Raw genomic sequence first — 16,198 nt, 5'->3', positions numbered from 1 at the left:
GGGGCGTGGCCCCCGCCGATACCCTACGTGGCGGGGGCGCACGTCAGTTCTTCTCCGTGACTCCCGCGGAGTCGAACGTGGCCACCTCGTGCATCGCCCGTGCGGCGCTCTGCACCACCGGGAGGGCGAGCAGGGCGCCCGTACCCTCGCCGAGGCGCAGGTCCAGGTCGACCAGCGGGCGCAGGCCCAGCTTGTTGAGGGCCGCCACATGGCCCGGCTCGGCACTGCGGTGGCCCGCGATGCACGCCGCCAGCACCTCGGGGGCGATGGCGCGGGCGACCAGGGCCGCGGCGCCCGCGCTGACCCCGTCGAGGATGACGGGGGTCCGCAGGGACGCGCCGCCCAGCAGCAGCCCGGCCATCGCGGCGTGCTCCAGGCCGCCGAAGGCACAGAGGACGCCGATGGGGTCGGCGGGATCGGGCTGGTGCAGCTCCAGACCGCGCCGTACGACGTCGATCTTGCGCGCGTGCATCTCGTCGTTGATGCCGGTGCCGCGGCCGGTCACCTCGGCCGCGTCGGCGCCGGTGTAGACGGAGACCAGGGCGGCCGATGTGGTGGTGTTCGCGATGCCCATCTCGCCGGTGAGCAGCGCCTTGTTCCCGGCGGCGACCAGGTCGCGGGCGGTCTCGATGCCCACTTCGAGGGCGCGCAGCACCTCTTCGCGGGTGAGGGCGGGCCCGGTGGTGAAGTCACCGGTCCCGGCGCGGACCTTGCGCGGCAGCAGACCGGGGGTGGACGGCAGCTCGCTCGTCACGCCCACGTCCACGACGCACACCTCGGCGCCGACCTGGCTCGCGAACGCGTTGCAGACCGCGCCGCCGCCCAGGAAGTTGGCGACCATCTGAGCGGTGACCTCCTGCGGCCACGCGGTGACGCCCTGGGCGTGCACCCCGTGGTCGCCCGCGAAGATCGCGACCGCGGCGGGCTCCGGAATCGGCGGCGGGCACTGCCGGGACAGCCCGCTGAGCTGCGCGGAGATGATCTCCAGCATGCCGAGCGCCCCGGACGGCTTGGTCATCCGCTTCTGCCGCTCCCACGCCTCGCCGAGCGCCTTGGCGTCCAGCGGACGGATGCCCTGGAGGGTCTCGGCGAGGAGGCTGTGCGGGTCCTCGCCGGGCAGCGCGCGCCGCCCGTACGTCTCCTCGTGGACGACCCACGACAGCGGGCGGCGCTTGGACCACCCGGCCCGCAGCAGCTCGGGCTCCTCCGGGAACTCGTCCACGTACCCGACGCACAGGTACGCCACGGCCTCCAGGTGGTCGGGCAGGCCGAGCGTACGGACCATCTCGCGCTCGTCGAAGAAGCTGACCCAGCCGACGCCGAGCCCTTCGGCGCGGGCGGCGAGCCACAGGTTCTCCACGGCGAGCGCCGAGGAGTACGGCGCCATCTGCGGCTGGGTGTGCCGCCCGAGGGTGTGGCGGCCGCCGCGGGTCGGGTCGGCGGTGACGACGATGTTGATCGGCGTCTCGAGGATCGCCTCGATCTTCAGTTCCTTGAACTGCTTGGCCCGGGCCTTGGGGAGGGACTTGGCGTACGCGTCGCGCTGGCGCACCGCCAGCTCGTGCATCGTGCGCCGGGTCTCCTCGGAGCGGATGACGACGAAGTCCCACGGCTGGGACTGCCCCACGCTGGGCGCGGTGTGCGCGGCCTCCAGCACGCGCAGCAGCACCTCGTGCGGGATGGGGTCGGGCCGGAAGCCGTTGCGGATGTCGCGGCGCTCGCGCATCACGCGGTGGACCGCGGCGCGCTCGGAGTCGTCGTATCCCCCGTCGGCGCGGGGGCCGAACGGGACGGCGAGCGGCTCGGGGTCCGCGGCTTCGGGGTCCGTCTCTTCCGTGTCTGTCGCCTCCGAGGCCGTGGGCTCCTGGTCTACGGGCTCCTCGTCCGTCGCCTCCGGGGCCGTGGCCTCCGGGTCCACGGACTCCTCGTCCGCGGCCTCGGGCTCCGCGGGCTCCTGGTTCGCGGCCTCCGGGTCTACGGGCTCCTGGTCCATGGCTTCCGGCTCTGCGGGCTGCTGGTCCGTGGGCTCCGCCTCGGGGTCTTGGTTCTCGGCGTCGGCCTGTTCGGCCTGTTCGGCCTCTTCGGCCTCTTCGGCGGGAGCCTGGTCGGGTGCCTCGTCGGTTGCCTCGGCTTCGGCGGCCTCCGGCTGAGCGTCTTCGGTGTCAGGGGCCGGTTCGACAGCCTCGTCCTGAGCCTCGGGCGCCTCGCCCTCGGGGGCGTCGGCTTCGGCAGCCTCGGCCTCCGCGTCGTCGGACGGTTCGTCCTCAGGCGCGGTGGCCTCGGCGTCAGCGGCTGCCTCGCTCTGGGCCTCCTCCTCGGCCGGGGCGGCCTCGGCTTCGGCCTCGGGTGCCTGCGCGTCGGGCTCCGGCACCGGAGCCTCGTCCGGGGCCTGCTCCTCGGCGGCGGGCGCTTCCTCCTCCGGGGTCTGCGCGTCGGCAGCCTCTTCCTCGGGAGCCGCCGCCTCGTCCACCACGGCCTCGACCTCGGCAGCTTCAGCCTCAGGAGGGAGTGGCTCGCCCTCCGGCTCCACGGCATCGGCAGTCGGCGCGGCTTCGGTCTCGGCCTCGGGGGCGGCCTCTTCCGCCACCACCTCGGCCTCCTGCTCCGGAGCCTCGGCCGGGGCCGCTGCCTCGGGCATCTCGGCGGGGGCGGGCTCCGCAGGCGCCTCGGCGGGCGCCGCCTGCGCGTCGGCCTCCGGCACCGGGACCTCGTCAGGGGCAGCCTCATCGGCCGGGACCTGCACCTCGGCGGTGGCCGGGGCCGCTGCCTCGGGCGCCTCGGCGGGGGCAGGCTCGGCAGGCGCCTCCACGGGCACAGCCTGTACGTCAGCCTCCGGCACCGGGACCTCGTCAAGGGCAGGCTCGACGGGTGCCTCGGCGGCAGCCTCGTCGGCGGGCGGAGCCTCTGCCACAAGCGCCTCCTCGGCGGGGGCAGGCTCGGCGGGCGCCTCCACGGGCACGGCCTGTACGTCAGCCTCCGGCACCGGAGCCTCGTCAGGGGCGACCGGGTCGGCCGCGACCTGCGCCTCCTCGACGGGCATGGGCTGCGCGTCAGCCTCCGCTTCGGCGACTTCGGCGACTATCGAGTGGTCGACGGCGGCCGGGTCGGCGTAGGGCTGGGGGGCCTCGGCGTCCTCATGGGGGATCTGGGCCGGGATGACGGCCTGGGGACCCGCGTGGAGGTGGTCCGTGGTGATGCCCGGCCGGATCTGGGCGGGGATCTCGACGGCCGGTTGCTCGTGCTCCGGGACGGGTGCCTCGCCCTGGGGCGGCATGGTCGCGGCCGGGTCGGCGTACCCGGGGTCGACGTAGCCCTGGTCGACGTAAGCCTGGTCGGCATAGCCGGGATCGGCGTAACCCTGATCGGCGTACCCCGGGTCCGCGTAGCCCAGGTCCATCGCCGTCGGCTGCGCGCCTTCCGGGGGCATCTGGGGCATCGGCTGGTCGCCGAGACCGACCGTTTCTGCTGGTGCGGGCATGGGCGCGGGCGGCTGGGCGTCCCAGGCGTCACCGGGCGGCGGGGCATCGCCGATCTGCGGCATGTCGGCGAGCTGCGGGCCCGGGAGCGGGCCGGAGTCTTCGGGCTGGGGCTGAGTGGTGAAGTACTGCGGCCCGGCGGCGTACTCGGGGGCGCTGGCGTAGTCGACCGGCTCCGGCGCGGGCGTGGGCTGGGGCTGCTGGACGGGCGGCGCGCTGTGCCGCCCGGCGGCCGGGCCACGGTCGGCGAGTGAGCGGACGATGCCGCCGCCGGAGGTGTGGTCGGGCACGGGCGGGCCCATGTGCAGCGGGCGGCGAGGGGGCGTGGGGGGCGCGGCGGGGGCCTGGGGCTGCTGCGGAGCGGGCTGCTCCGGTGCCGGGTGCGTGACCGGCCCGCCGTGGGGTTCGGCCACCGGCTGCGGCTCGGGCATCTGCGTGTCGGCGTACGCGGCCATGCCGGGGTCCAGCACCCCGCCCTCGTACAGCCCGTGGCCCTGCTCCTGCGGGTACGGCTGCTGCATCGGGGCCTGCATCTGCTGCTCGTACTGGGCCTGCTGCTCGCTCCAGGCGCCCTGTGCGCCCGGCATCAGCAGCAGGTCGTCCTCCTCGCCGCCGGTTTCGGGGCCGTCGAGGAAGGGGTATCCGGCGCCGGGCGGAACACCGGGCTGCGGCTGTTCGGTGTAACCGGCGTCGGCAGGCGGGGCGTGGACATCCGCCGGGTGCGGTTGTCCGAGTCGTCCGCCTGCGTTCTCCGGCAGTCCCTCGCCCGGGACCTGGCCGGTGTCGGTCATGCGTACCCCTCGCCCATCGCTAGTGCTCCTTCCAACCGCCTACCGCCGGGAGCAAGCCCCGTGAGCAAGAACGAGCGTGCGCCGTGCGCGGCACGTAGCACGCCCGAGGCTTGCCTACCGCGACCCGGTAAGAAAGGGGCACATTCCGGCCTTTGGCCGATAAAGCGCCGAACACCGGGCAGCGGTGCAGGCAGTACAACGATCCGCCAGCCTACCCCGCGCGATGCTTCTGGAAGGTCACCGGGGCGAAGCTCGGGAGGAACGTCACAAGGACAAAATCACTGGTGCGGGCGGTGTCCGCAGAGGAGAAAGGCCACCGCGCGCTCGCGTTCGGCCCACACCCGGGTGTCCAACTCGACGGATTGCAGCAGCAGACACTCGACTCCGTAGCCCCCGTCCTCCAGGGCGGCGCCGATGGCCTCCGCCTCGTCGCGGGTGGTGGCGTGGGTGACGATGCGCTCGGGGCGGCGCGCGGCGCACGCGGCGACGACGGGTGCGCCCCCGCCGCCGACGCGGACGACGTCCGGTTCGGGCAGGTCTTCGAGAACTTCGGGCGCGGTGCCGTGGACGACCTGGAGCTGGACGCCGAAGCGGCGGGCGAGGGTTTCGGCGCGTTCGCAGGCGTCCTGGTCGCGGTCGACGGCGATGACGGCGGCGCCGAACCCGGCCGTTTCGACGGCGGCGGCACCACTGCCCGCGCCGATGTCCCAGACCAGGTCGCCGACGCGGGGGCCGATGCGGGCGAGTTGGAAGGAGCGCAGCTGCTGCGACTCGTGCTCGCCGAGCACGGTCGCGTACGCCGGGGCGGGCAGCGCCCAGCCGCGCACGGATCCGGGGAAGCCGGGGTCGCGGCCCGCGATCCAGCCGCCGCTCTGGAGCGCGCCGCGGGCGGCGCCGGTGGGTGCGCCGCTGCGGACGGCGACGGTGCCGGAGCCGCCGATGACGATGACGACGTTGGGGTCGCGCCAGGCGTGGTCGGCGGCCTTGTCGGAGGTCAGCACGGTGACCTGCTCGCGTTCCGTGCCCAGGGCCTCGCAGATGACGAAGGTGCGGTGCACCGGGCCGAGGAGCAGGGCGAGTTCGGCGGGACCGGCGCCCGGCGAGGTGAGGACGGCGACCTTGGTGTGGGCGCGGCAGACGTTGACGGCGCGCCGCAGGTCGCGGCTGTGGGCGACGACGACCTGGGCGTCGTCCCAGGGCATCCCGGCGCGGGCGAAGGCGGCGGCGACGGAGGAGACGGCGGGCACGACCTCGACCTCCAGGCCGTGCTCGGGGGCGCGGAGGGCGCGTACGACGCCGAAGAAGCCGGGGTCGCCGTCGGCCAGCACCACGGCCGAGCCGCGGTGCTGGGCGATGCGGCGGGCGGCGAGGTCCACGCTGCCGAGCCGGATGCGTTCGGCGCCGGGCGGGACTTCGGGCAGCGCCAGGTGGTGGGCGGCCCCGGCCACGAGGGTGGCCGCGCCGAGGGCGGATCGGGCCACGTCCATGAGCGGGGAGCCGTCCCAACCGATCACCGTGACGCGGTCGGCCATCGTCGTCTGTCTCCCCAATGTGTCGCAGGTCGGTCGCGGGTGGTGCGCGCGGGCGCGGTGCGTGGTGCGCGCGGGCGGTGCCTCGGCTGGCGTGCCGCGAGTGGTGTGCCGCGGCGGGTGTATCGCGGCGGTGGCGGGCCGCCCGCGGGGTGCTCAGCCCGGAGAGGTTACCCCGCCTGGTCCGGGTGACCGGACCGGGGGCAGGGGCGGAGGTGGTGCGCCGGGGGCGCACCCGAGGCGCGGCACGCCGGGGTTCAGCGCCGGTCAGTGCCGGTCAGTGCCGGTGGGCACTGGTCAGCGCCAGTCGGTGTACTCGGAGTACGTGGGGAAGACGCTGATGCCCTCGGACTCCTCCCTGTGCTCGGGCGCCCCCTCCAGATCCTCGGGGAGGAGGCTCCAGACGATGAGGTCGGTGCGCAGATCGGTCCAGCCGCCGTCCTCCATCTGGGTGCGCGCTATGTAGGCGTTGCGGAGGACTCCCTCGCTGATACAGCCGACCTTCTGGGCGACCTGCTGCCCGGCGGTGTTGCCCGCGGCGGTACGCAGCTCCATCCGCTCGAACTTCTGGTCCTGGAACAGCCAGCGGGCGACGGCCAGCACCGACTCCACGGCATAGCCCTCGCCGCGCGCCCAGGGGGCGGTGATATAGCTGATCTCGGTGCCCAGGACCTTCCAGTCCGTGTTGCGCAGATGGACGATTCCGACGAGCCGCTGGGTGAGGAATTCGGCGACCGCGAAGACGATTCCGCGCCCCGTGGTGCGTTCGGCGGGGGCGAGCCGCATCGCCTGGTCGCGCGCGTCACGCTGGGTGTACGGGTGAGGGGCCCGACTCCAGGTGATGACGAGTTCGTCGCTCATCATGTCCGTGAGCGCGGGCAGGTCCGCTTCCTCGAACGGGCGCAGCACCAGCCGTTCCGTGCTGATGGAGATGTCCGGGAAAGTGGATGTCATGCGCCGCTCCGTAACCGGGTCGTATCAAAGTCGTGGCGAAGAGCCCAGCATGCAGCATCGCTCCGGCGAAATGCAGCACGGGGTGTGGAAACGGAAGGCTCCGCATCCGATTGTCGCCCGGATGCGGAGCCTTGCGTGTTCGGTCGGTCGTTTCTCGGAATGGCAGGTGTCAGAACGACGCGAGGACGGATCCGTCGTACTTGTCCTTGATGAACTTCTTCACCTGCGGGGAGGTGAGGAGCTTGGCGAGCTTCTTGACCCGCGGGTCGTCCTCGTTGCCCTTCTTCACGGCGAGGAAGTTGCCGTAGGGGCTGTTGTCCGGGGACTCCAGGATCAGCGCTTCCTTGGCGGGGTTGAGCTTGGCCTGGATGGCGTAATTGCCGTTGATGACCGCGGCGTCCACATCGTCCAGGGACCGCGGCAGCTGGGGTGCCTCCAGCTCCTTGAACTTCAGGCCCTTGGGGTTGTCGGCGATGTCCTTGGGGGTGGCCTCGGTACCGACGCCCTTCTTGAGCTTGATGACGCCGTGGTCGTCCAGCAGCTGGAGCGCCCGGGCCTCGTTCACCGCGTCGTTGGGGACGGCGACGGTGGCGCCCTTCTTGAGGTCGTCGGCCTTCTTCGCCTTGTGCGAGTAGAGGCCGAGCGGCTCCAGGTGCACGGTGACCACGGGCACGATGTCGCCGCCGCGCTTCTTCGTGTAGTCGTCGAGGAACGGCTTGTTCTGGAAGTAGTTGGCGTCCACCGAGCCGTCCTGGGTGGCGGGGTTCAGCGAGTTGTAGTCGGTGAACTCCTTCACCTCCAGCTTGAGCCCCGCCTTCTTCGCCAGATGGTCCTTGACGTAGTTGAGTATCTCGGCGTGCGGGACGGGGTTCGCGCCGACGAGCAGCGCGCCGTTCTTGTCGGTGCCCCCCTTGCTCGGCGGGGAGCAGGCGGAGGCACCGGCGGCGAGCACGGCGGCGGCGAGCAGGGTGGCGGTGGTCTTGATGCTGTTACGCACGAAAAGTGCCTTTCGGGGACGGGGGAGATCAGGGAGTCTTGGTCAGCTGGGCGGGCTCGCCCGGCTCGTCGGTCCCGGTCTGGTCGGCCTTGTCGGCCTGGTCGGCCTTCTCGGCGGCCGGGGTCTCGGCGGTACCGGCGCTCCGGGTCTTCCGGGAGCGCAGCAGCACCAGCCGGGGCGCGGCCGAGCCGGGGCCGCGGTGGGAGAGCGCGCGGGCCGCGACGTCGCCCGCGAACTGGATGACGGAGATCACCACCGCGAGGATGGCCACGGTGACCCACATCAGCTGGGTCTCGAACCGCTGGTAGCCGTAGCGGACGGCGAGGTCGCCCAGACCGCCCGCGCCGACCGTGCCCGCCATCGCCGAGTAGCCGATGAGCGCGACGATCGTGGTGGTCGCGCTGGAGATCAGCGACGGCAGCGACTCGGGCAGCAGGACCTTGCGTACGACGGTCCAGGTGGAGCCGCCCATCGCCTGCACGGCCTCCACCAGCCCGCCGTCGACCTCGCGCACCGAGGTCTCCACGAGCCGGGCGTAGAAGGGGATGGCGCCGATCGCCAGCGGCACGATCGCGGCCGCGGGGCCGATGGTGGTGCCCACGATCGCCCGGGTGAAGGAGATCAGCGCGACCATGAGGATGATGAACGGCATCGAGCGCGCGATGTTGACCACCTGGCCGACGACCTTGTTCACGACCACGTTCGGCAGCACGCCGCCCCGGTCGGTGAGCACCAGGAGCACGCCGAGCGGCAGCCCGCCGAGGATCGCGATGGCCGCCGACCAGCCGACCATCCAGAGCGTCTCCAGACATGCCTGCTGCAACAGGGGCTGCATCTCGGACCAGGTCACTTGGCGCCCTCCTTGAGCACGGCGGTCTTCGACGCGTCCACGTCGGCCACGTCGACCTGCAGGCCCTGCTCGCGCAGGAAGCCGATCGGCACGACGTTCTCCTCGAACGGGCCGGGCAGCTCGATGCGCATCCGGCCGACCTGGTTGCCGCCGACGGTGTCCATCGCGGCACCGAGGATCGAGATGTCGATGTTGTACGTACGGGACAGCTGGGAGATCACCGGCTTGGCGGCGGCCTCGCCCTGGAACGTCACGTCCACGACCGTGCGGTCCTCGGCCGAGGGCACCCCGCCGACCGGGAACAGCTCCTGTGCCAGCTGCGAGCCGGGGGTGCCCAGCAGCTCGGTGACCGTGCCGGACTCCACGATCCGCCCGTCGCTCATCAGCGCGGCCGAGTCGCAGATCGTCTTGACGACGTCCATCTCGTGCGTGATCAGCAGCACGGTGAGGCCCAGCTGCCGGTTGAGGTCGCGCAGCAGCTGGAGGATCGAGCGGGTGGTCTCGGGGTCGAGCGCGGAGGTCGCCTCGTCGGACAGCAGCACCTTGGGGTCGCCCGCGAGCGCTCGGGCGATGCCGACGCGCTGCTTCTGGCCGCCGGAGAGCTGCGCGGGGTACGCCTTGGCCTTGTCGGCGAGGCCGACCAGGTCCAGCAGTTCCAGGGCCTTGCGGGTGCGCTCCTTGCCGGAGACGCCGAGGATCTCCAGCGGCAGCTCGACGTTGTCGCGCACCGTGCGCGAGGAGAGCAGGTTGAAGTGCTGGAAGACCATGCCGATCCGGCTGCGCGCCTGGCGCAGCGCGGAACCCGCGCGTTGCCCCCGCCCGCCGAGCGCCGTGAGGTCCTGACCGGCCACGGTGACCGTGCCGGAGGTGGGGCGCTCCAGGAGGTTGACGCAGCGGATGAGGGTGGACTTCCCGGCGCCGCTCTGACCGACGACGCCGTACACCTCACCCTCGCGGACATGCAGATCGACGCCGTCGAGGGCGGTGACCTCGCGGCCTCGTGAGCGGTAGACCTTTGTCAGGTCCGAAGTCGTGATCACAGGGTTTCCGTCACTGTTGAGTGCAGGGCGGTTGTGCCGCCGGGCACGGTTCATTCCTTACGGAAGCGGCGTGGGCGTGCCGAGGGCGTGCGCGCGGTGTGTGGGCGCGGGCGCGGCTCGGGGTCCGGTGACGCGGGGCAGGCCGGTTCCGCGCGCGAGGCGCGCGGACATGGCTCAGCCGGTCTCGCTTCGGGGCGCGAGGCTCAGGCGGGGGCCCTCAGCGGTCACACATTCGACACCGACAACGAGCACCGGGCGTCGTCATCGCCTCGGTCGCAGGGGTGCGGCAGCTCGTCGTGGTCATGGCCGCCAGTAAACCAGAGACCCTTATTGGCGGATCAAGCATGTCCGCATGATGGACGGAGAAGTCCAGTCCGTGGACAATAGGGGTTCGTTTCCGGTCGGGGTCGGTCGGGTCCGGTCGGGGGTCACTCCCCCGCGACGATCTCCACTCCCCCGTCGACGGCCCGCGCCGACACGGCCGACAGGTCCGCCACCACGATGTCGGCGTCCAGCTCGTCCCGGCTGGTCGTTGTGGTCAACGCCACGGTCCGCATCCCGGCGGCCCGGGCGGCGGCGAGCCCGGCCGGGGCGTCCTCGAAGACCACGCAGCGGGCCGGGTCGGCGCCCAGCTTCCCGGCGGCCAGCAGGAACGGCTCGGGGTCCGGCTTGCCGCGGGTGATGTCGTCCGCGGTGATCAGCAGCCCCGGGCGTATCCCGGCCTCGGCGAGGCGCGCCTCGGCCAGCGCGCGGCCCGCGGAGGTCACCACGGCCCAGCGGTCCTGCGGCAGCCCGGCCAGCAAGTCGAGGGTGCCGGGCAGCAGCCGCACCCCGCCGGGGACGTCCTCGACCTCCAGCTCGTCGATGCGCCGACGGGCCTCCGCGACGCGGTCGGCGGGGAGCAGATCACCGATGATGTCGCTCGCCGGGCGGCCGTGCAGCTCGACCCGGGCGAACTCCTCCGTCACGCCGTACTCCGCGGCCCAGCGGGTCCAGCAGCGGACCACGGACTCCATGGAGGAGACGAGGGTTCCGTCGTTGTCGAACAGGAGCGCGTCAGCGGTGATCTTCATGGGGCGCAGCGTACGGGGCCGATCGCCGCGTGGTCATTCGGGCCGATTACAGTCGTCCCATGCTTGTCACCCCCTGTGTGCGGGACCGCACCGCGCGGCGGCTCCGTTGGCGGAGGTCCCGTTGATCGACCCGCTGACCGCCGTGCTCGGTGCGGCCGCCCTCGCGCTCGCCGCGTGGTGCGGCTTCGCCGCCTACCGCGACGAGCCCACCAAGGACTGGCACTTCATCGGCATGGCCGTGGTGTCCCTGCTGGCCATCGCCCAGCTGGTCATCGGCGTCGTGCGGCTGGCCCAGGGCGACAAACCCGAGCAGGGCGTGGCGATCTTCGTCGCCTACCTGGTGGGCTCGGCGCTGGCCGTGCCGATCGCGGCGTTCATGTCGTTGGCGGAGCGGACCCGCTGGGGTTCGGCGACGGTCGCGGCCGCGGCCGTGGTGCTGGCGGTGCTGGAGGTACGGCTGTACGACATCTGGGGAGGCGTGGGTGGCTGAGTCGAGTACGGGTACGAGGCTCGGGCAGGGGCCCGGGCGGCTGCTGGTGATGCTCTACGGGGTCTTCACGGTGGCCGCGGCGTCGCGCTCGGTCTACCAGCTGATCGCCCAGTACGACGAGGCGCCGCTCGCCTACATCCTCTCGGCGGTCTCCGCCGCGGTGTACGCCTTCATCACGGTCTCGCTGGTGCGGGGCGGGGAGGGCGCCCGGAAGGCGGCGATGGTGTGCTGCGGGGCGGAGCTGCTGGGTGTCCTGACGGTCGGCACGTGGACCCTCGTCGACCCTTCCGCCTTCCCCGACCAGACGGTGTGGTCGGACTACGGGATGGGCTACCTGTTCATCCCGATCTTCCTGCCGGTAACGGGCCTCATGTGGCTCCGCCGCCGCGCCTGACGGTGGGGCTGGGTGGTACTGCCCGGAGGGGCTGGATCGTGACCGGAAACGGCGGACGGGCTGGTTTCCCAGCCCGTCCGACCTTGCCACCGCCCGGAGGGCTTACGCGCTGGCGGCGAAGGCCGACATCGCGGCGTCCTTCTCCAGGGTGACCAGGCTCAGGCGGCGGTTGACCTCCTGGGTGCCGACCTGCGCGTAGCCGTACTTGCGGTACAGGCGGAGGTTGCCGTCGCTGCGGTGCCCGGTCGCCAGGCGGTAGCGCTTCGCGGCGCGCTCCTCCGACAGCTGGCCCTCGATCGCCGCGAGCAGCCGCCCGCCGAGCCCGTGCCGCTGCATCCGCGGGTGGACGATGAGCTTGCCGATGGCCGCCGTGCCCTTGTCGTCGACGGAGCCCCGGACCGAGCCGACGACCTCCTCGCCGAGCCGGGCCACCAGCACACAGCCCTGGCCCAGTTCGGCGCGCAGGTCGTCGAGCGTCTGCGTCAGCGGCTCGATGGAGTAGTCCCCGTAGAGCTCGGCCTCACCCTGATAACACAGGTACTGGAGCTTGAGGATCTGCTCGGCGTCGTCCGCGGTCGCCGCGGAGATGGTCACGCTCATGCCCATGTGCGCATGCCTCCCCTTTTCTCGGTCCACCGGCCGCCTGAGGGTAGGAGCGACCGGGGTTCATTGCCTGGATAGGAGGCGCCACCTGGTTGTGGCCGCCTCCCGGGCGCCGATTGTCTAACGCTCCTTTCCCCACGGTTCAGGAGCCGCAATCTCCGCCGTGAGCATTCTGCGCAGGCAACCCAGACATCGGGAACGTACCGGGCCCAGACTGCCCTGTGAGATACCCAACTCACCCGCGATCTCGCGATATGTCAGATCGGGCCGGGTCAGCATCACCCCGAGCACCCTCGGACAGCGGCCGGGCAGCCGCCGCACCACGGCGCGCAGCGCGCGCCCGGCCTCGGCGGTGAGCGCGGCGTGCTCGGCGGGCCGGGGTTCGGGGCGGGGGTCGGCGCCGCTCGGCGGGCCGCCGCCGACCGGGTCGTACGGGACCTCCCAGCGCGCCCGGCGCCGGGCGCCGCGCACCTCGGCCCGGACCGCGTGGCGCAGCCAGCGCGCGGGCTGGGGCGGCGGGCCGCCGGCCCGGGTGCGCTCCAGCAGCCGCAGCCAGACGGCCTGCTCCAGCTCGGCGGGTTCGACCCCCACGCCGTACGCCTCTGCCGCCGCCTCGGCGGCGAGCAGCGGACGGAGTTGCTCCACAAGCTCCATGCCGGGCGGGACGTGACGCGCTCGGCAGGCGGTTGCCGGGCCGTGGGTCTCTCACCCGACCGGGGAGGCGGCGGGCCGCGCCTTGACGCTCGGGGCGCGGCCCGCCGGACCCCTTACTTACGGAAGTCCGCCGCCGCGAGCAGGGCGGTGTCCGGGTTGTCGGAGAAGATTCCGTCGATGCCGGTGTCGAAGTACGCCTTGAAGGCGCCGAAGGCGTCCCCGTACGCGTTGGGGTCGCTGCCGCGGCGGAAGTCCGCTGGGAGGAAGGTGTTCTCGTTGCGCATCGTGTACGGGTGCAGGACCAGCCCGGCCGCGTGCGCGTCCTTGACCACGCTGGTCGGCGTGCCGAGCTTGCCGTCGGGCGTGCGCGGGATGATCACCGACAGGTCGGGACCGATGCCCTGGGCGTAGCTCGCGATCCACTTCAGGCCCTCGGGCTTGACGAGGTCCGCGACCGTCCGCGGGTCGTTGGCCTCGACGAAGTCCCACGGGCGGCTGGTCATGGTGGACAGCAGCACGACCGACGGGGTGGCGACCAGCTTGCGCAGCCGCTGGATGCTGCTCGGCTCGAAGGACTGGAGGAAGAGCGCCGCGTCCTTCTTGTGGCGTCCGTACTTACGGAGCAGCTTGGCCACCCGCTCCTCCAGGCCGAGGCCCAGCTTGCGGAAGTAGGTGGGGTGCTTGGTCTCGACGTACAGCCAGACCCGGCGGCCCCGCTCGCGGCCCTCGCGCTCGGCCCACTGGAGCACCTCTTCGAAGGTGGGCACCTCCCAGCGGCCGTCGTAGAGGGTGTTGCGCTGGCGGTTGCCGGGGATGCGCTCCTTGGCGCGCAGCGTCTTCAGCTCGGCCAGCGTGAAGTCCTCGGTGAACCAGCCGGTCAGCTTGGTGCCGTCGACCGTCTTGGTGGTCTTGCGGTCGGCGAACTCCGGGTGGGCGGAGACGTCGGTGGTGGCCGTGATGTCGTTCTCGTGACGGCACACCAGATGCCCGTCCTTGGTGGGGACGAGGTCCTGCTCCACGATGTCCGCGCCCATGTCCAGCGCGAGCTGGTACGAGCCGAGCGTGTGCTCGGGGCGGTAACCGGACGCGCCACGGTGGCCGATCACCGTCGGCACCGGCAGCCCGCGCACCGGCCCGGGCTTCCCCGGCCCCGCACCCGCCTCGGCGGCGGCGGCCGTGCCCGCGCCGCCCAGGGCCATCGCACCCGCACCGAGGGCCGCGGCCCCCAGAAGGACGCGCCGCCCGGGCTGTTGCTCGCGCTGTTCGCGCTCCATGAGCACTCCTCGCTCTGGTGTCCAGCACCCGTCAATTCCTGTCAGAGAACGGGCTGATGGTAGGGGGGTGTGCCTTTCCGGGGGGAGACCTGCGACGAAACGCGGGGGAAACGGGTGTCAACACTGCGTATCAGGTGGGTGAACCCGGTGTGCGACGCGAGCTGACCGGCGAGTATCGTCCTCATCGGCGCTTGTGTGCGGCACCGGGTTGACGGTCCGTACGGCGAGCGCCCCCGACCTTGACGCCGACCGGAGGGCCCGTTGTCCCGTTTCGTGTTCCTGAAGGCAGTACTCGGTCCGCTGATGCGCCTCATGTTCCGTCCACGGGTCGAGGGCGCGGAGCGCATTCCCGGCTCCGGTCCGGTGATCCTCGCCGGGAATCACCTCACGTTCATCGACTCGGTGATCCTGCCGCTCGTCTGCGACCGTCAGGTCTTCTTCATCGGCAAGGACGAGTACGTGACGGGCAAGGGCCTCAAGGGGCGCCTGATGGCCTGGTTCTTCACCGGCGTCGGCATGATCCCGGTCGACCGGGACGGCGGGCACGGCGGCGTCGCCGCGCTGATGACCGGCCGCCGGGTGCTGGAGGAGGGCAGGGTCTTCGGCATCTACCCCGAGGGCACCCGCTCCCCCGACGGCCGCCTCTACCGCGGCCGCACCGGCATCGCCCGGCTGACCCTGATGACCGGCGCGCCGGTGGTGCCGTTCGCCATGATCGGCACCGACCGGCTCCAGCCGGGCGGCAAGGGGCTGCCGCGGCCCGGGCGGGTGGCGGTGCGGTTCGGCGAGCCGCTGGAGTTCACCCGCTACGAGGGCATGGACCGCGACCGGTACGTGCTGCGGGCGGTGACCGACGAGGTCATGAGCGAGGTCATGCGGCTGTCCGGTCAGGAGTACGTGGACATCTACGCAACGAAGGCGAAAGCCGCGGCCTGAGGCGGCCGGATACTGACCTCGAAGTGTCAGCTTCTGTCCTTCTTCTTGCAGTTCCGGTCATTGTCCTGTCACCGTCGGTAGGGCGTTCCGACGCACTGGTCTCGTGCCCGGGACGGCCACTACCGTGCCGCGGGTGACGACTTTGACCGTGCCATCCCCCGACTTCGTGTCTCTCCGAGGTCGTCGGTTCGCCCTCACCGACTTCGGCGGCCCGGGGACCCCGGTCCTCGCCCTGCACGGGCACTTCGGCCGCGGCCGGATGTACGCGCCGCTGGCCGCCGCCCTGGCCCCCGCCCATCGGGTGATAGCGCTCGACCAGCGGGGTCACGGGCTGACCGGGGGCGGCGGGCCGTTCACCCTGGACGAGTACGTCGCCGACGCCGCCGCCCTGCTGGACGAGCTGCGCCCCGGCCCGGTGCCGGTCGTCGCCCACTCGACGGGCGCGGTCGCCGCGTACGCCCTCGCGGCGCGGCACCCCGATCTGGTCAGCGCCCTCGTCATCGAGGACATCGGCGCCGTGACGGACCGTCCGGTGGTCGCCCACCCCGTGCTCGATGTCTCCGGCTGGCCGACCTGGGCCGCCGACCGCGACTCTCTTCGCGCCCAGATCGAGTCCCGTGGGATCCACGACGCCTCGTACTTCCTCGACAGCGCGGAGCGGGACCGGGCGTCGGGCGGCTGGCGACTGCTGTTCGAACCGGCCCACATGATGGCCTCCCAGGAGGCCATGCGGGGCGACTTCTGGTCCGAGTGGCTCGGCTCGGCCTGCCCGGCCCTGCTGATGCACGGCGAACACAGCTCGCTGCTGCCCCCGGGCCACGCCCGGGAGATGGCGCGGCTGCGGCCGCGCACGACGCTGCGGGAGTTCGCGGGGTGCGGGCACTGGATCCACGACGACGCGCCGAAGGAGTACGCGTGGGCCGTGGGCCGATTCCTGGCCTCGCTGCCGATGGACGCGTAGCGCGCGGGGTGCGGGCCGGGGCGTTGCCCCCTGGGGTTTCGCCGCCGAGTGCGGGCCGGTGGCCGGGGTGTGCCCACCCGTCCCTCCCCCAGCTACCGCTGGGAGGTGCCCCCTCGCGGAACGATTGCCCACAACCTGTGGCATATCCAGCCCCTCCGGCGATTGAGGAGCGGGGG

Annotated in this window: 14 protein-coding genes; 4 read left to right on the top strand and 10 right to left on the bottom strand. The window is 72.5% G+C overall.

Features of this window, described 5'->3' with window-relative positions; all coding sequences use genetic code 11:
• Window positions 1-43 precede the first annotated feature (43 nt).
• The 7 genes from cobT to ACZ59A_RS35410 all read right to left on the bottom strand — a co-directional run bounded on the left by cobT (window position 44) and on the right by ACZ59A_RS35410 (window position 10,710).
• Window positions 44-4,267: a nicotinate-nucleotide--dimethylbenzimidazole phosphoribosyltransferase gene (gene cobT / locus ACZ59A_RS35440; protein ID WP_470967420.1), complete on the bottom strand. Its 4,224-nt coding sequence runs from the start codon at window positions 4,265-4,267 to the stop codon at window positions 44-46.
• A 278-nt stretch (window positions 4,268-4,545) separates the two neighbouring features.
• Complete coding sequence (cbiE, locus tag ACZ59A_RS35435) at window positions 4,546-5,799, bottom strand: precorrin-6y C5,15-methyltransferase (decarboxylating) subunit CbiE (protein WP_470967417.1); 1,254 nt, start codon at window positions 5,797-5,799, stop codon at window positions 4,546-4,548.
• Between the two features lie 294 nt (window positions 5,800-6,093).
• Window positions 6,094-6,750 carry a GNAT family N-acetyltransferase gene (locus tag ACZ59A_RS35430; RefSeq protein WP_470967414.1) on the bottom strand — a complete coding sequence of 219 codons (657 nt, stop codon included), beginning with the start codon at window positions 6,748-6,750 and terminating at the stop codon, window positions 6,094-6,096.
• Between the two features lie 169 nt (window positions 6,751-6,919).
• On the bottom strand, window positions 6,920-7,747 hold the full coding sequence (locus ACZ59A_RS35425; RefSeq protein ID WP_470967412.1) for a MetQ/NlpA family ABC transporter substrate-binding protein: 828 nt from the start codon (window positions 7,745-7,747) through the stop codon (window positions 6,920-6,922).
• 28 nt (window positions 7,748-7,775) lie between these two features.
• On the bottom strand, window positions 7,776-8,597 hold the full coding sequence (locus ACZ59A_RS35420; protein WP_470967410.1) for a methionine ABC transporter permease: 822 nt from the start codon (window positions 8,595-8,597) through the stop codon (window positions 7,776-7,778).
• A complete protein-coding gene (locus ACZ59A_RS35415; protein WP_470967407.1) occupies window positions 8,594-9,637 on the bottom strand; it encodes a methionine ABC transporter ATP-binding protein in 1,044 nt (347 codons plus the stop codon). The genes ACZ59A_RS35420 and ACZ59A_RS35415 overlap by 4 nt, the downstream gene beginning before the upstream one ends.
• 428 nt (window positions 9,638-10,065) lie before the next feature.
• The gene (locus ACZ59A_RS35410) at window positions 10,066-10,710 is read right to left on the bottom strand and encodes an HAD-IA family hydrolase (RefSeq protein ID WP_470967404.1); all 645 of its coding nucleotides are present in this window, start codon (window positions 10,708-10,710) and stop codon (window positions 10,066-10,068) included.
• A gap of 121 nt (window positions 10,711-10,831) precedes the next feature.
• Between ACZ59A_RS35410 and ACZ59A_RS35405 the strand changes: the two genes are divergently transcribed.
• Window positions 10,832-11,200, top strand: coding sequence for a hypothetical protein (locus tag ACZ59A_RS35405; RefSeq protein ID WP_470967401.1), 369 nt, complete (start codon window positions 10,832-10,834; stop codon window positions 11,198-11,200).
• 49 nt (window positions 11,201-11,249) lie between these two features.
• On the top strand, window positions 11,250-11,594 hold the full coding sequence (locus ACZ59A_RS35400; protein ID WP_470967698.1) for a hypothetical protein: 345 nt from the start codon (window positions 11,250-11,252) through the stop codon (window positions 11,592-11,594).
• A 102-nt stretch (window positions 11,595-11,696) separates the two neighbouring features.
• Here the strand turns inward: ACZ59A_RS35400 and ACZ59A_RS35395 are convergent, their stop codons facing one another.
• From ACZ59A_RS35395 to ACZ59A_RS35385, 3 genes are all read right to left on the bottom strand, one after another.
• Complete coding sequence (locus ACZ59A_RS35395) at window positions 11,697-12,200, bottom strand: GNAT family N-acetyltransferase (protein ID WP_470967399.1); 504 nt, start codon at window positions 12,198-12,200, stop codon at window positions 11,697-11,699.
• A gap of 117 nt (window positions 12,201-12,317) precedes the next feature.
• Complete coding sequence (locus ACZ59A_RS35390; protein ID WP_470967397.1) at window positions 12,318-12,851, bottom strand: sigma-70 family RNA polymerase sigma factor; 534 nt, start codon at window positions 12,849-12,851, stop codon at window positions 12,318-12,320.
• A 113-nt stretch (window positions 12,852-12,964) separates the two neighbouring features.
• Entirely contained in the window at window positions 12,965-14,125 is a 1,161-nt protein-coding gene (locus ACZ59A_RS35385) for a glycerophosphodiester phosphodiesterase (RefSeq protein ID WP_470967394.1), read from the bottom strand.
• Window positions 14,126-14,428: 303 nt separating this feature from the next.
• On the opposite strand from ACZ59A_RS35385, the gene ACZ59A_RS35380 reads away from it, so the two are divergent.
• Window positions 14,429-15,061 carry a lysophospholipid acyltransferase family protein gene (locus tag ACZ59A_RS35380; RefSeq protein ID WP_468046981.1) on the top strand — a complete coding sequence of 211 codons (633 nt, stop codon included), beginning with the start codon at window positions 14,429-14,431 and terminating at the stop codon, window positions 15,059-15,061.
• 133 nt (window positions 15,062-15,194) lie between these two features.
• On the top strand, window positions 15,195-16,022 hold the full coding sequence (locus tag ACZ59A_RS35375; protein ID WP_470967392.1) for an alpha/beta fold hydrolase: 828 nt from the start codon (window positions 15,195-15,197) through the stop codon (window positions 16,020-16,022).
• Window positions 16,023-16,198 lie beyond the last annotated feature (176 nt).

Source organism: Streptomyces sp. NPDC040405, assembly GCF_055595765.1.
The sequence above is the reverse complement of the archived record's forward strand: the minus strand, read 5'-3'. Positions and strand labels throughout refer to the sequence as shown.